Genomic DNA, 13,979 nt, shown 5'->3' on the forward strand with positions numbered 1-13,979 from the left:
TTTTCTTGAAGAACCCTGTCATTTCGCAAACTTGACCGTACGCTCAGCGATTCCGGCGGGGTTTGTCGAAGCGAATCGTCTGCATCAGCGCATCCAGCGCAGATCGTTCATCACGATTAATCGGGGCTCCGTTCTCTCCGATGTCATATTCCGCGCGGTCTTCCTGAAGGCCGCGCAACGCGTTCTCGCTGGTTCGGGCCGCATCGCCCAGGCGCCAGGTGATCGCCTCGTCCTCGACATGTTCCATGTCCTGCGTCGCCTCGTCGATCTCGTCGCGCAGGGCCCGTGCCGACTGCAGCTTGGCGAATTCCTCGCTCAGCGTCATGCGGGCCTGTTCCTCGTCACCCGGATGGCGCACGGGCGGACAGAGCGCCACATGGGTCCGCGAGAGCAATTCGTCAAGGGCTTCCGGCCCAAGGGCCGCACTGACACGCTCTGCCAGATCGCCCAGACCGGAGGCCGCATTGGCCAGGATCAGGTCCCGCAACTGGGCATGGAGCGGGTCGAGGCACTGCATCCGCAAAAGGTCGGTCTCGTAGTCCTCGGCCACGGCGGGCGTGACCAGCAGAGAGGCCAGGATCACGCCTTCCCGCAGATGCTCGGTCGCCTCGGGCCTCTGGCCCGCCAGCAGGCTGGCCTTGGTCGAGGCCAGGGGCGTGACGGGTGCGAAACGGTTGCGGGCAAAGTTGCCCTTGCCGCGTTGGAAGTCCCTGGAGTACCCCCCGCTGCCCTTGCGGGCGGGACGGAAGAGCTCGCGGGTCTTTTCCTTCAGCGCCTGGTCGTAGTGATAGCGCAGCCCCTCGTCGGGGATCTGCCGCGTCGCATCGCGCAGCGCCCGGTCCAGGGCGGCGCGGCGGTCGGGGCTGTCGAAGCTCCTGCCCTCGGTCTCGCGCTGCCAGAGCAGTTCGACCAGCGGCAGGGCGGCAGAGAGCTGGGCCTCCATGCCCGAGCGCCCCTTGGATTTCAGCAGCTCGTCCGGGTCCTGCCCCTCGGGCATCAGCACGAAGCGCACCGAACGCCCGACCGAAAGCTTGGGCAGCGCCAGGTCCATCACCTTGCGCGCCGCCCGCAGGCCCGCCTTGTCACCGTCCAGCGCCACCAGCGGCTCGGGCGAGATGCGCCAGAGCATGTCCAGCTGGGTCTCGGTCACCGCGGTGCCAAGCGGCGCCACGGCGCCGGTGAACCCGGCTTCCGACAGGGCGATGACATCCATGTAGCCCTCGGCCACGATCAGCGGCTGGCCCTTGCCGACCGCCTCGCGCGCGGGGCCGTGGTTGTACAGCGTCCGCCCCTTGTCGAAGAGCTGGGTTTCAGGCGAATTCAGGTACTTGGCATTGTCGTTCGGGTCCATCGCCCGGCCGCCGAAGGCAATGCAGCGCCCCCGCGTGTCGCGGATCGGGAACATGATGCGGTTGCGGAAGACATCATAGGGCTTGCCCCCCTTCTGCGAGGGCTTGGCCAGGCCACAGGCCATGATCTCGTCGGGCTTGGCGCCCTTTCCGATCAGGTGATCCCAGAGTCCCTGCCAGGCGTCCGGTGCAAAGCCCAGGTTCCAGCGCTCGCGCGCCGCCTGGTCGAGACCGCGCCGGTCCAGGTATTCCGAGGCATCGCGCCCCGCCCCGCCGCGCAGGCAGAGCGAGAAGAACTTCACCGCCTCTTCCATCAGGTCGGTCAGAGAGGCCCGTTTCTCGGCCTTCTTGGCCGCCTGGGGGTCGCGTTCGGGCAGCGGCATCCCGGCCTCGCGGGCGAGGATCTCGATGGCTTCCATGAACTCGACATTCTCGGTCTTGCGCACGAAGGAAATCGCGTCGCCCTTCTCGTGGCAGCCGAAGCAGTAGTAGAATCCCTTGCGGTCATCGACGTGGAAACTGGCGGTCTTTTCCTGGTGGAAGGGGCACGGCGCCCACATGTCGCCTTTCGACGGCACGGATTTGCGGTTGTCCCACAGGACCTTGCGCCCTGCCACCTGCGACAGGGAGATTCGATTCCGCAATTCGTCGAGGAAGGAAGGGTCCAGCTTCATGGCCCAAATATCGGCCCTTGCCGCGGCGAAGTCCAGATGGCCCGAGCAGCCCTCCCCCGCGTCAGCGGCAAAGGGTTAATCCCCTGACCTCAGGGGCTGCGCCTGCCCGTCTGCGTCCAAGCCCGCCGGTTCACAGGGCCTGCCGCGCCGCGACCGCCTCCAGCGTGTCTTTCAGCTCGTGCAGCAGGGTCTGAGCCATGGAGCGGAAGACCATCAGCCGGAAGGCCTCGGATCCGACGCGGGTCAGAGAGCCCATCATATGCGCGATCTCGCTGCGCGCGGTGGCCCCCAGGGGCAGGCTCGCATCGCGCAGATCGAGCGGAGTCAGCCGGGCCAGCACCTGCCGCGCCAGGGGCCCCTCCAGCAGGACCGAGGTCCAGGCATCGGATTGTTCGGTGAGCGTCGCGGCGCCGGCGAGCAGAGGCGAGGGCGCGGGACCGATGAGCATGTATTGCCCCAGGCCGAACCACAGGCATTCCCCCTCGTCAGAGCTCACCCGCCCGCCGGGGTCAGGCAGGTCCAACCCGTGGTGCTTCCGCAGCGCCTTGGCCAGTGCCGCATGACCGGGGCCCGGCATCAGCGAGGTCATGCGCGGCATCGGCAGCACGTCGATCCGGGTATCGCCCAGGACCAGCGCCTCGCCCTGCGGCAGGGCGTTCTGGGCTTTCAGCATCGGCTCAGCCACGGGTTCTCTCCCCTTCCGGATCAAGGAAACAGGTCTCGCAGACCTCGCAGATCGTCACCGCCTCGCGCAAGTGGTCAACCAGGCGGAGGTGTTCGCCGATCCGCTCCGGCCCCGATTTCAGGAAGCCAAGGGCGATGGTCTCGCCCAGCGTCGGCGAGTAGCAGGACGAGGTGACGTAGCCCTGGGCATTCTCGCGCACCGCCTCGTCGCCCTCGTTGAACAGGAAGGCGCCGGGCGGGATCATCTTCGAGGCTCCGACGGGGCGCAGACCGATCAGGCGCTCGCGGTCCTCGGCCAGCAGACCGGGCCGGGAGGCCGCCGCCTTGCAGATGAAGCTCTTCGAGGGAGACATCCAGCGCTCCAGGCCAAGGTCGAAGGCGGTGGTGCGACCGTGCAGCTCGGCATGGGTCAGGAAGCCCTTCTCGATCCTGAGCACGTTCAGCGCCTCCATCCCGTAGGCGCCGCCGCCGCGGGCCTCGGCCATGCCGACCAGCCGGGTGAAGAGGCTTTCGCCGTAGCGCGCGGGCACGGCGATCTCGTAGGCCAGTTCACCCGAGAAGGAGATGCGGAAGAGCCGCCCCTCGACCCCGCCGATCTCGATGGGCATGGTGCCCATGAAGGACAGCGCCGCATCGGACAGGTCACGGCCAAGCAGCTCTTCCAGCAGGGCACGGGATTGCGGCCCGGCGACGGCGAACTGGGCCCATTGCTCGGTCACCGAGATCAGGCGCACGTCCCAGCCGGGCACCAAGACCTGCGAAACGAACTCAAGATGCCCCATCACCTCGCCCGCCGCGGCGGTGGTGGTGGTCATGACGAAATGCTCGGGACCGATCCGCGCGGTGGTGCCGTCGTCCATGACGTGGCCATCCTCGCGCAGCATCACGCCGTAGCGCGCCCGCCCCTCCTTCAGGGTCGAGAAGGTGTTGGTATAGACCAGGTCCAGGAAGCGCGCCGCGTCCCTGCCCTGCAGGTCGATCTTGCCCAGGGTCGAGACATCGGCCACCCCGACCGCCTCGCGCACATGGGCGACCTCGCGGTCACAGCTCTGCCGCCAGTGCTTTTCGCCGGTGCGGGGGAAGTAGCTGGGGCGGTACCACAGCCCGGCCTCGATCATCGGCGCGGACATGGCAAGGCTTTGCGCGTGGCTGGTGGTCAGCCGTTCCGGCGCGAACCCCTTGCCCTTGCCGCCCGCACCAAGCGCCGCGATCGGCACCGGGACGTAGGGAGGGCGGTAGGTGGTGATGCCGGTGGCCGCCACGTCGCGGCCCGTCGCATCGGCCAGCACCGCCATCGCCCCGAGGTTCGAGATCTTGCCCTGGTCCGGCGCCATGCCCTGGGTGGTGTAGCGCTTCATGTGTTCGACCGAGCGGAAGTTCTCGGAAGCGGCCTGGCGCACGTCCTTGACCGTCACGTCATTGGCGAGGTCCAGCCAGGCGCGGCCATTGCCGGCGACGGCCCAGAGCGGCTGCACGCCGTAGCCCTGTTCCCCGGCCTGCGGCAGATCCAGGGGCGGCACCGAAAGACCCAGAGTTTCCAGCGCCTTGCCTGCCGCCTCGGCGCCCGAGGCGAGACAGCCCGCGGTGGTGAAGATCCCCGTGGCCGCGCCCGCCACCTGCATGCCCGGCACCACGCCGGGGCGCGGCAGGAAGGCCGCCAACGTCTCTGACCACTCGGGCCGGCCGTTCAGGTGGCAGGTCAGGTGCAGCGAGGGGTTCCAGCCGCCCGAGACCGCCAGCGCATCGCTTTGCAGCTTCACCTCGCCCGAGGGTGTCCGGATCGAGACCGCCTCGAGCCCCATGCGGCCCGAGGCCCGTGTGACCTGCGCGCCTGCATAGAAGGGCAGATCGAGGTCAGTCGCGGCACCGGGACGCGAGTCGACCAGCCCCGCCACATGGACACCAGCCGCCAGCAGATCGCGCGCGGTGCGATGCGCATCGTCGTTGTTGCCGAAGACCGTCACCGCATCTCCGGGCGCCACGGCGTAACGGTTGAGATAGCTGCGCATCGCGCCCGCAAGCATCACGCCGGGGCGGTCGTTGTCCTGGAAGGCCACGGGCCGCTCCAGCGCCCCCGCCGCCAGTACCGAGGCCTTCGCCGCGATCCGCCAGAAACAATCCAACGGCAGGGGGCCGGGACGGTGCTTCATGTGGCGACCGACGCGCTCCAGCGCGCCGAAGGTGCCCTGATCGTAGACGCCGGTGACCGTGGTGCGGATCATGATCCGCACGTTGTCCATCGCCTCAAGCTCGGCCAAAGTCGCGGCGACCCACTCCATGGCAGGCGCCCCGGCAATCTCTTCGACCTCGGACAGCAGCCGCCCGCCGGGCTCGTGGTCTTCGTCACACAGGATCACATCCGCCCCGGCGCGGCCCGCCTGCAGGGCCACCATCAAACCGGCAGGACCACCGCCGATCACCAGCAGATCACAATGGGCAAAGGCCTTTTCGTTCGGCTCGGGGTCGGGCTGGCCCGAAAGCGCCCCCAGCCCCGCCGCGCGCCGGATCGCCGGCTCGTAAAGCCATTCCCAGGCCTTCCGCGGCCACATGAAGGTCTTGTAGTAGAAGCCCGCGCCGAGGAAATCGGCGAAGAGGTCGTTCACCTCCAGCAGGTCCCAGTCGAGCGAAGGCCAGCAGTTCTGGCTCTGCGCCTCGAGCCCGTCGAAGAGCTCCTGCATCGTGGCGCGGACATTGGGCTCCCTGCGCGCCCCGGCGCCAAGGGTCACCAGCGCATTGGGTTCTTCCGAGCCGGCGCTGAAGACGCCGCGCGGGCGGTGGTACTTGAAACTGCGCCCGACCACCTTCTGACCCGAGGCCAGCAGAGCCGAGGCCAGCGTATCGCCCGGATGGCCCGACAGTGCGCGGCCGTCAAAGGTGAAACTGACCGCGCGGGAGCGATCGATGCGTCCGCCCTTGGAAAGCCTCATGCCCCCGCCCCCCGCGCCTGCTCGACCGCGAAGATCTCATGGGTGCGCGTGTCCCGCGTCACCAGCAGGACCGCGCCGCAGCCCGCAGCATGGGCCCAGTACTCGCGGCTCTCGCCCGCCGGATTGTCGCGCAGGTGAAGGTAATCGTGCCAGGCCTCGTTCCAGTCATCACCCTCGGGCCGGGCCAGGGCCGCGCCCCGGAAGGTGAACTCGCGCAGATCGCGCGCACCGCAGAGGGGACAAGTCATGCGCATGGCACCATCCCTTTCATCTTGCTGTTCTCCTGCCCGGCCAAGGGGGCTGCGAGGCACTCAGTGAGTGTTGTGTTGCGCACCGGTGCCCTCCTCGTCCATCAGGCCTTGGCCGTCGCGGAAGCGCTCGAGCCGGAATCCCGCCGCGCTGTCGTGCGGGCGGTCGGTGGCCAGCAGATGCGCCAGTGCAAAGCCCGAGCCCGGCACGGCCTTGAAGCCGCCGTAACACCAGCCGCAATCGAGGTAGAGCCCCTCGATATGCGTGCGGTCGATAATGGGCGAGCCATCGGGTGTCATGTCCATGATCCCGCCCCAGCTTCTGAGCACCCGCGCCTTGCCGATCATCGGCATCAGCGTCATGCCCGCCTCCATCACGTGCTCTGCCGTGGGAAGGTTCCCCCGCTGCGCGTAGGAGGGGTAGAAGTCGAGGTCTCCGCCGAAGACCAGCCCGCCCTTGTCGGACTGGCTGATGTAGAAATGCCCCATGCCGAAGGTGACCACGTTGTCGATCACGGGCTTCAGCCCCTCGGTGACGAAGGCCTGCAGGATGTGGCTTTCGATGGGCAGGCGCAGGCCTGCCATCTGCGCCACCTGCCCCGAGCGCCCGGCGGTGACGATGGCGACCTTTCGCGCCTTGATCGCGCCGCGAGAGGTCTGCACCCCGGTCACCCGCCCGCCCGAGGTGTCGATACCCGTCACCTCGCAGTTCTGGATCAGGTCGACGCCGCGCGCACTGGCCCCACGGGCGAATCCCCAGGCCACGGCGTCATGCCGCGCCGTGCCGCCGCGCTTGTGGTGCAGCGCACCGTAGATCGGAAAGCGCGCCTGATCGTAGTCGAGATAGGGCAAGAGCCGCCGCACGCCCTCGCGGTCCAGCAGTTCCGCATCGTCGCCCTGGTTGATCATCGCATTGCCGCGCCGGGCGGCCGCATCGCGCTGCCCGTCCGAGTGGAACAGGTTGATCACCCCGCGCTGCGAATGCATCACGTTGTAATTCAACTCGTTTTCCAGCCCTTCCCAGAGCTTCAGGGAATGCGAGTAAAATTCGGAATTGCCCGGCAGGAAGTAGTTGGCACGCACGATGGTGGTGTTGCGCCCGACATTGCCGCCGCCAAGATAGCCCTTCTCCAGCACCGCGACATTGGTCAGCCCGTGTTCCTTTGCCAGGTAGAAGGCCGTTGCCAGGCCATGCCCGCCGCCACCGATGATGACGATGTCATAGGCCGGCTTCGGCGCAGGATCACGCCAATGGGGCCCCCAGCCCCGGTTGCCGGTGAGTCCCTCTTTCAGGACGCGCAGCCCGGAAAACCGCATGTCTCGCTCCTTCTGCCTTCCGCCCGAGCTAAGCCTCTCGCGCGCGAATGCGCAATCCCAGCCTCGGGACTGCCCAATTTTTCGCCAAAAATGCGCCTTTCCGCGAGTCTCTGCCGCGTTTTTCTGCACAGCAGAAACTGCGTCGATGACAAACATTCATCAACACGACACACTGGCGTCAAGATGGCCGGGACATGACGGGGGACACGGGATGACTTGCCGGATTTTGCTCTATTCGACCACTGGTCAGACCCAGAAGGTCAGCGAGGAGCTGGCCTGGGAACTGGGCGCCCAAATGCATGAAATCAACGCCGCACCGCCCGAGAACGGCGTCTTCGGCCGTCTCTTCTCCGGCTTCGCGGCGCTGCTCGCGCGCGGGCTGTCCTACGATGTGCCTGATCAGCCCTGGGACCGCAGCGACCTGCTGATCCTCGGCGCGCCGATCTGGAACGGACGCGCCGCCCGGCCCCTGCGGCAATGGCTGGAAAGCAGACCCGCCCTGCCAGAGCGGGTCGCCTTCCTGCTGACCTCGGAGGAGGCCGAGTACCCGGCCCGCGCCATCGAGGATCTGAGCGATCTCACCGGCCGCCAGCCCGTTGCCGTGCTGCATGTCAGCGAATCCGACATCAGCCGCGGCACCTGGAAGGGCCGGATCGAGCATTTCCTCGACCAATGCGTGGTCCGTTACCACCACAGCGCCTGACGGGCCCCGATCAGAGACCCTTGGCCCGATAGCTGGCCGCCACCCTTTCGATCGAGACCAGGAAACCGGCCATCCGAAGATCCTCGACGTCGCCGCGTTCGTGCCAGACTTCGCGCATCGACTGGAAGGCCGTGCGCATGGTGTCATCCAGGCCCGAGCGTACCAGTTCCAGCTCTCCGGCTCCGCGCAGGTACTTCTGCTTGAAGCCGGGCGAGAGGGTCCAGCCGACGCCGCTGTCCGACGAGAGCCTCTCGAGCTCGTCGACCAGCAGCTGGTGGCGAGCTTCTTCCTGGCGCCGCTGCATGCGGCCAAAGCGGATATGGCTGAGGTTCTTGACCCACTCGAAGTAGGAGACCGTGACACCGCCGGCGTTGGCGTAGAGGTCCGGGATGATCACCGTGCCCTTCTTGCGCAGCACCTCGTCGGCGCCGAAGGTGATCGGGCCGTTGGCCGCCTCGATGATTAGCGGCGCCTTGATGCGCTCGGCGTTCGAGAGGTTGATCACCCCTTCCAGTGCCGCCGGGATCAGGATGTCGCAATCCTCTTCCAGCAGCGCCGCGCCATCCTCGACATAGCTGGCGTCGGGATAGCCCGAGACCCCGCCATGGCCGGCGATCCAGTCATGCACCGCGTGGACGTTGATGCCCTCTTCGCTGAAGAGCGCCCCGTCGCGCTCGATCACGCCGATGATCTTGGCGCCGTCTTCCTCCTGCAGGAAATGCGCCGCGTGATACCCCACGTTGCCAAGGCCCTGGACGATCACCCGCTTGCCATCGAGAGACCCAGAGAGATTCGCCGCCGCCACATCCGCGGGCTCGCGGAAGAACTCGCGCAGGGCATATTGCACGCCGCGCCCCGTGGCCTCGACCCGGCCCGCGATACCGCCGGCGTTCAGCGGCTTGCCGGTGACACAGGCGCGGGCGTTGATGTCGGTGGTGTTCATCCGCGCGTATTGATCCGCCATCCAGGCCATCTCGCGCTCGCCGGTGCCCATGTCGGGGGCGGGCACGTTCTGGGCCGGGTTGATCATGTCGCGCTTGATCAGCTCGTAGGCAAAGCGGCGGGTGATCAGCTCGAGCTCCTGCTCGTCGTAGTCGCGCGGGTTGATGCAGAGACCGCCCTTCGAGCCGCCGAAGGGGGCCTCGACCAGGGCGCACTTGAAGGTCATCAGCGCCGCCAGGGCCTCGACCTCGTCCTGGTCGACGTTGAGAGCGTAGCGAATCCCCCCTTTCACGGGCTCCATGTGTTCGGAATGGACCGAGCGGTAGCCTGTGAAGGTCTGGATCTGCCCGCGCAGGCGCACCCCGAAACGGACAGTATAGGTCGAGTTGCAGACCCTGATCTTTTCCTCAAGCCCCGGCGGCAGATCCATCAGCGCCACGGCACGGTTGAACATCAGATCCACGGAGCGGCGGAAGCCGGGTTCCTTGATCGGTTGCATCGCGTTCCTCCCGGAAATTCGACAGGCCAGGGGCGCCTGTCCGGTGCCTCCGAACATGGAGCAATTTCTTGACCTTTCCAATAACATCCCGCTTTTCCCGCGGCCCCGCCCGAACCCGATGCCCCAGTTCCCTGCCCGCCCTTCGGGGCGCGGCCCCGGCACGCGGGTTCAATCACAGCCTGTAGGAGTGCCGCCCGATACTACCGCCGGGTCACGCAAGATCCCGGCCACATTGGGCAATTTTGGCCTGCGGAGTCCCAGATAACGCCCAATTTCCGCCGTTTTCACCGCCTAGACAAATTCCTGACCAATAGCGCCGGGCGTCCGCCCAGAGAGCACGAGGCGCCGGTAAGGAAAATGAAGATGAGTACGATCAGCAAAGCACGCGGGGGCCGTCCGTTGACGGTTCGGCTGCGCAGACATGTGGAAGGTTTCGCTGGCTCCGAATCCGGGGCCATGCTGCCGCTTATCGTCTTCTTCCTGCTGATTACCCTGGTGCTGGGCGGCATGGGCGTGGACTTCATGCGCCACGAGATGGCCCGCGCCAAGCTGCAGACCGTGCTGGACCGCGCCGTCCTGGCCGCCGCCAACACCCGCAACGACCTCGATCCCAAGGCCGTGGTCGAGGATTACTTCGCCAAGGCCGACATGACCGAATACCTCGGCCCGGTCTCGGTCCAGTCGGGCTCGGGCTACCGGGTCGTCTCGGCCAAGGCCAGCAACCACATGAAGACCCAGTTCCTCGGGACCATCGGCTTCTCGACCCTGGACATCAATGTCTCGGGCACCGCCGAAGAAAGCATCGGCGACGCCGAGGTCTCGCTGGTGCTGGATATCTCGGGCTCCATGCGGAACAACAGCCGCATCTCGAACATGCGCGATGCGGCGAAGGATTTCATCGACACGGTGATCACCGAGGACCAGACCGGCACGGTCTCGGTCTCGATCGTGCCCTACACCAGCCAGGTGAACGCGGGCCCCGAGATCATGAGCCGCCTCAACGTGCTGACGCTGCACGGCTATTCCAACTGCATCGAGTTCGACTCGGATGCCTTCAGCACCACCGAGATCAACACCACGGACTTCCACCAGCAGTTCGCGCATTTCTCCTCGGGCTCGGGCAGCACCCAGTACCGGATCAGCGATCCGGGCTGCCCGGACAATGACTACGAGCGGATCACCCCCTTCAGCCAGAACGCCTCGGCGCTGAAGACCCAGATCGGCAAGATGCAGCCGCGGCAGAACACCTCGATCCACCTGGGCATGAAATGGGCCGCTGGCCTGCTGGACCCGGCCTTCCAGCCGGTGATCTCGGACATGGTGGACGACGGTCTGATCGACCCCGCCTTCGACGGCCGCCCGCAGAACTGGGGCGCCGGCGCCCTGAAAGCCATCGTGCTGATGACCGACGGCGAGAACGTAGCCACCACCCGCCTGAAGAACCAGGTCTACGAGACCCCGGACATGCGCTATTTCTGGAGCCGCAACCGTTTGGGCTATGTCGAGGGCGACATGAGCTCCAGCCTGAGATCCTACTTCTCCGAGAGGGCCTATTCGGCCGGCCAGGGGGACACCTACCTGCAGCAGGTCTGCGCCGCGGCCAAGCAGAAGGGCATCATCGTCTATACGATCGGCTTCGAGGTCAGCAACAACGGCGCTGGCGAGATGGAGGATTGCGCCTCGTCTCCGGCCCACTTCTACCGCGTCGAAGGGATCGAGATCTCTGAGGCCTTCGAGTCCATCGCCCGCCAGCTGAACGCACTGCATCTGACCAACTGATGAAACGTCTCGCTCATATCCTGCGCGGTTTCCGCGATGGCGAGGCGGGCAACGTCACGGTCGAATTCGTGATCCTGTTCCCGATCATCCTGACCATGTTCCTCTCGACCGTCGAGCTGGGCATGCTGACCGTGCGCCAGACCATGCTGGAGCGCGGGCTCAACGTGGCGGTGCGGGATCTGCAGATCGGTCTGACCGAGAATGTCGATCACGACACGATCAAGGAGCTCATCTGCGATTACGCGGGCCTTCTGCCCGACTGCGACAACGCGCTGAAACTCGAGATGCAGCCCGTGGACCTGCGCGCCTATGTTGCCATGTCCGATGACATCGACTGCGTGGACCGCGCCGAAGAGGTGAACCCGGTGCGCACCTTCACCAATGGCCAGGCCAACGAGCTGATGATCCTGCGCGCCTGCCTGAAATTCGCGCCGATCTTCCCCAACGTCGGGCTGGGTCGCAACTTCGGCAAGGATGCCAACGGGGATGCGATCATGTTCGCCGTCTCGGCCTTCGTGAACGAACCATGAGCTGGCTGAAGCACCATATCCGCCGCTTCGCGCGCGATGAGCAGGGCGTCGTCACGGTCGAGTTCCTGATGCTCTTTCCGCTGCTGGTCTGGGCCTATGTCGCCATGTTCGTCTTCTTCGACATGCTGCGCGTCACCGCCCAGCACCAGAAGGCGGCCTATGTGATCTCGGACATGCTCTCCCGCGAGACCGAGTACATCACGCCGACGTATATCGACAATTCCATGAAGCTCTTCGACTCCATGATGCGGCTCGACCGGGACAATGCGCTGCGCGTCAGCTCGATCGGCTACGACGAAGAGCACGATACCTACGAGATCTCCTGGTCCCAGGCGCGCGGCGGCAAGCAGGCTCTGGTCAACAGCGATATCAGCGACTGGGGCTCCCGGCTGCCGATGCTGGCCGCCGGGGATGAGCTGATCCTGGTCGAGACCTGGTATGACTACGAGATCGCCTGGGGACAGATCGACATGGACGACCTGCATCTGCACAACTTCGTCTACACCCGCCCGCGTTTCGCCGCCGTCCTGAAATTCGACGCCGACGGCTGAACGGTCGCCGAGGCACCCGTTCGCTGGTCCCTTGGACCAGGCGGCACCTCAGCTTTCGGCCTGCCCCTTGTGGGCCATGTAGAGCGCCAGCGCATCGGCCATCTGCTTGCCCTCGGCGCCGCGCACCAGGCCGCCTACCCCAAGACGCTTGCCGAACTGCCAGTAGAGGCCCGGACGGAAACGCAGCGGGCCGCGCTCGGTCAGTTTCAGCAGGAAGCCGTTGGAGGGTTTGAAGGCGAAGAGGCCGCGATCCACCGCCGCGATCTGCTCCATCCGCACCAGCATGATGCCGCCCTCTTCGCGCAGGCCCTCTGCGGTCAGCACCAGCACCTTCTGCGTCGCCTGGTAAAGCCGCCAGACCACCAGGGCTTCGAGCCCCGCCAGCGCCAGCAGCAGCAGTCGCAGGCCAAGGGGCACCGGGTCCGGGGTAAGCGCCAGCCAGGCCAGCACCACGGCAAGCCCGCCGGTCACCGTCAACCCGACCACGCGCCGTGCGGCACCGATGCCGACCCGCGCCAGTTCCTGTTCCGCTGCCTCTTGGCTCATCTGCCTCTCTCCCTCTTGTCCTGCCCGCTTCTATGCGGCCCGGAGGCGGAAAGCGAGCCTGCATCGGCATGCCGGGGCAGCCGCCCCGCAGCGCGAGCCGCACGGCGGTCGGACCGCGCCCCTGTCGCCCCATGCCTGAACTTGCGCTCAGCGCGTCACCAGGCGGCGGACCATTTCCCAGTAGATCTCTTCGACCTCCGCAAGGCTCTGGCCGCCGCCGTCGCGGAACCAGGTGGTGATGCCGGTGAGCATGGCGATGACGGCGCGGGTGGCGATGCGCGCATCGGCGATCTGCATCACCCCTTCGGCCTGTCCGCGCTCAAGGATCTGCCTCAGCCGCGCCTCATAGGCCTGCCGTTGCTCTTCCAGCAGGGCGAAGTTCTCGGGGCTGAGGTTGCGCAGTTCCATGTAGGAGATGAAGACCGCCTCGGGACGCGCCGCATGGTGACGGATGTGGAAGCGGGTGAAGCCTTCGAGCGCAGCCAGGGGTTCCTTCGGCAGATCCGCCGCTGCCACGGCCTGCAAGAGCTCGACCATATGTTCGGCCATGAGCCGGTAAAGCAGCGCCTGCTTGTCGGAGATGTGGTTGTAGAGCGCGCCGACCTGCACCCCGACCTCACCGGCGATCTGCCGCATGGAAACCGCCGCGTAGCCGTGACGCGCAAAGAGCTCCAGCGCGGTCTTGCGCAGCCTCAGGGCGGTATCGCCGGGCGGGATCTGGCTTTCGTCGTCCATCCAATGCTTCTACCGCTCCTGCGGCGTCCGGCAAAGCCCTTCTGCAAGAGGCCCCTGCCAGGCAGCTGCGGGACGTCCCCGCCCGGCGGCCCTGCCCCGGCCCCCGAGCCTGCCACGATCACGCGCCCGAGGCTTGCCAAGCCGCATCGGCTGGGGCATCCCTTTGGCATGACCTCGTGCCTCCGCCCTGCCCTCAGCTTTCCCGCGGCCCTGCTGCTTCTGGTGCTTGCCGGATGCGGGCGCCCGCCGCTGCCCGAAAGCGCCACTGCCATCGGAGATGTCCCCTATCCCGAGCTGGTGCCGGCACAGCAGATCCTTTCAGGCGGCGCGCAAGAGCCCCGGATTTCCGAGAGCTCCGAGGCCTCCCTGGCGGCCCGCGCCGCTCTGCTCAGACGCCGTGCAGCAGAGCTGCGCGCTCGGGAATTCGACACCTGAGGGGGCTTTCGCGCCTCCCGTCGCAGAGTCGCGTTGCAAGGGATTTGCAAAGGCGATAGG

The 13,979-nt window shown here is 66.6% G+C and carries 13 protein-coding genes; 5 read left to right on the forward strand and 8 right to left on the reverse strand.

Features of this window, described 5'->3' with window-relative positions; translation table 11 throughout:
- Nucleotides 1-43: 43 nt before the first annotated feature.
- From dnaG to CRO50_RS16945, 5 genes are all read right to left on the reverse strand, one after another.
- Complete coding sequence (gene dnaG, locus CRO50_RS16925) at nucleotides 44-2,023, reverse strand: DNA primase (protein WP_097147118.1); 1,980 nt, start codon at nucleotides 2,021-2,023, stop codon at nucleotides 44-46.
- Between the two features lie 130 nt (nucleotides 2,024-2,153).
- Nucleotides 2,154-2,708: a sarcosine oxidase subunit gamma gene (locus CRO50_RS16930; RefSeq protein WP_232617687.1), complete on the reverse strand. Its 555-nt coding sequence runs from the start codon at nucleotides 2,706-2,708 to the stop codon at nucleotides 2,154-2,156.
- Complete coding sequence (locus tag CRO50_RS16935) at nucleotides 2,701-5,634, reverse strand: sarcosine oxidase subunit alpha family protein (RefSeq protein WP_097147120.1); 2,934 nt, start codon at nucleotides 5,632-5,634, stop codon at nucleotides 2,701-2,703. Before CRO50_RS16935 ends, CRO50_RS16930 begins: the two co-directional genes overlap by 8 nt.
- Nucleotides 5,631-5,888 (reverse strand): sarcosine oxidase subunit delta, encoded by a 258-nt coding sequence (locus CRO50_RS16940; RefSeq protein ID WP_097147121.1) that lies wholly within the window; start codon nucleotides 5,886-5,888, stop codon nucleotides 5,631-5,633. Before CRO50_RS16940 ends, CRO50_RS16935 begins: the two co-directional genes overlap by 4 nt.
- Nucleotides 5,889-5,945: 57 nt before the next feature.
- Nucleotides 5,946-7,199 carry a sarcosine oxidase subunit beta family protein gene (locus CRO50_RS16945; protein WP_097147122.1) on the reverse strand — a complete coding sequence of 418 codons (1,254 nt, stop codon included), beginning with the start codon at nucleotides 7,197-7,199 and terminating at the stop codon, nucleotides 5,946-5,948.
- Nucleotides 7,200-7,410: 211 nt separating this feature from the next.
- On the opposite strand from CRO50_RS16945, the gene CRO50_RS16950 reads away from it, so the two are divergent.
- The gene (locus tag CRO50_RS16950; RefSeq protein WP_143516949.1) at nucleotides 7,411-7,902 is read left to right on the forward strand and encodes a flavodoxin family protein; all 492 of its coding nucleotides are present in this window, start codon (nucleotides 7,411-7,413) and stop codon (nucleotides 7,900-7,902) included.
- A 10-nt stretch (nucleotides 7,903-7,912) separates the two neighbouring features.
- On the opposite strand, the gene CRO50_RS16955 is transcribed toward CRO50_RS16950, so the two are convergent.
- Entirely contained in the window at nucleotides 7,913-9,343 is a 1,431-nt protein-coding gene (locus CRO50_RS16955) for a Glu/Leu/Phe/Val family dehydrogenase (protein WP_097147124.1), read from the reverse strand.
- A gap of 363 nt (nucleotides 9,344-9,706) precedes the next feature.
- On the opposite strand from CRO50_RS16955, the gene CRO50_RS16960 reads away from it, so the two are divergent.
- The 3 genes from CRO50_RS16960 to CRO50_RS16970 are packed head-to-tail and all read left to right on the forward strand — an operon-like array spanning nucleotide 9,707 to nucleotide 12,203.
- Nucleotides 9,707-11,122 (forward strand): TadE/TadG family type IV pilus assembly protein, encoded by a 1,416-nt coding sequence (locus tag CRO50_RS16960; protein WP_179747311.1) that lies wholly within the window; start codon nucleotides 9,707-9,709, stop codon nucleotides 11,120-11,122.
- Nucleotides 11,122-11,652 carry a TadE/TadG family type IV pilus assembly protein gene (locus tag CRO50_RS16965; RefSeq protein WP_232617688.1) on the forward strand — a complete coding sequence of 177 codons (531 nt, stop codon included), beginning with the start codon at nucleotides 11,122-11,124 and terminating at the stop codon, nucleotides 11,650-11,652. The genes CRO50_RS16960 and CRO50_RS16965 overlap by 1 nt, the downstream gene beginning before the upstream one ends.
- The gene (locus tag CRO50_RS16970) at nucleotides 11,649-12,203 is read left to right on the forward strand and encodes a TadE/TadG family type IV pilus assembly protein (RefSeq protein ID WP_097147126.1); all 555 of its coding nucleotides are present in this window, start codon (nucleotides 11,649-11,651) and stop codon (nucleotides 12,201-12,203) included. The genes CRO50_RS16965 and CRO50_RS16970 overlap by 4 nt, the downstream gene beginning before the upstream one ends.
- Nucleotides 12,204-12,251: 48 nt before the next feature.
- On the opposite strand, the gene CRO50_RS20240 is transcribed toward CRO50_RS16970, so the two are convergent.
- Together CRO50_RS20240 and CRO50_RS16980 are read right to left on the reverse strand one after the other, a co-directional pair.
- The gene (locus CRO50_RS20240; RefSeq protein ID WP_097147127.1) at nucleotides 12,252-12,749 is read right to left on the reverse strand and encodes a hypothetical protein; all 498 of its coding nucleotides are present in this window, start codon (nucleotides 12,747-12,749) and stop codon (nucleotides 12,252-12,254) included.
- Between the two features lie 147 nt (nucleotides 12,750-12,896).
- A complete protein-coding gene (locus tag CRO50_RS16980; RefSeq protein ID WP_097147128.1) occupies nucleotides 12,897-13,484 on the reverse strand; it encodes a TetR/AcrR family transcriptional regulator in 588 nt (195 codons plus the stop codon).
- Nucleotides 13,485-13,652: 168 nt separating this feature from the next.
- On the opposite strand from CRO50_RS16980, the gene CRO50_RS16985 reads away from it, so the two are divergent.
- Nucleotides 13,653-13,919, forward strand: a complete 267-nt coding sequence (locus CRO50_RS16985; protein ID WP_097147129.1) for a hypothetical protein — start codon at nucleotides 13,653-13,655, stop codon at nucleotides 13,917-13,919.
- The last annotated feature ends 60 nt before the right edge of the window (nucleotides 13,920-13,979 follow it).

Source organism: Pseudooceanicola antarcticus, from assembly GCF_900215355.1.
GTDB lineage: Bacteria > Pseudomonadota > Alphaproteobacteria > Rhodobacterales > Rhodobacteraceae > Pseudooceanicola > Pseudooceanicola antarcticus.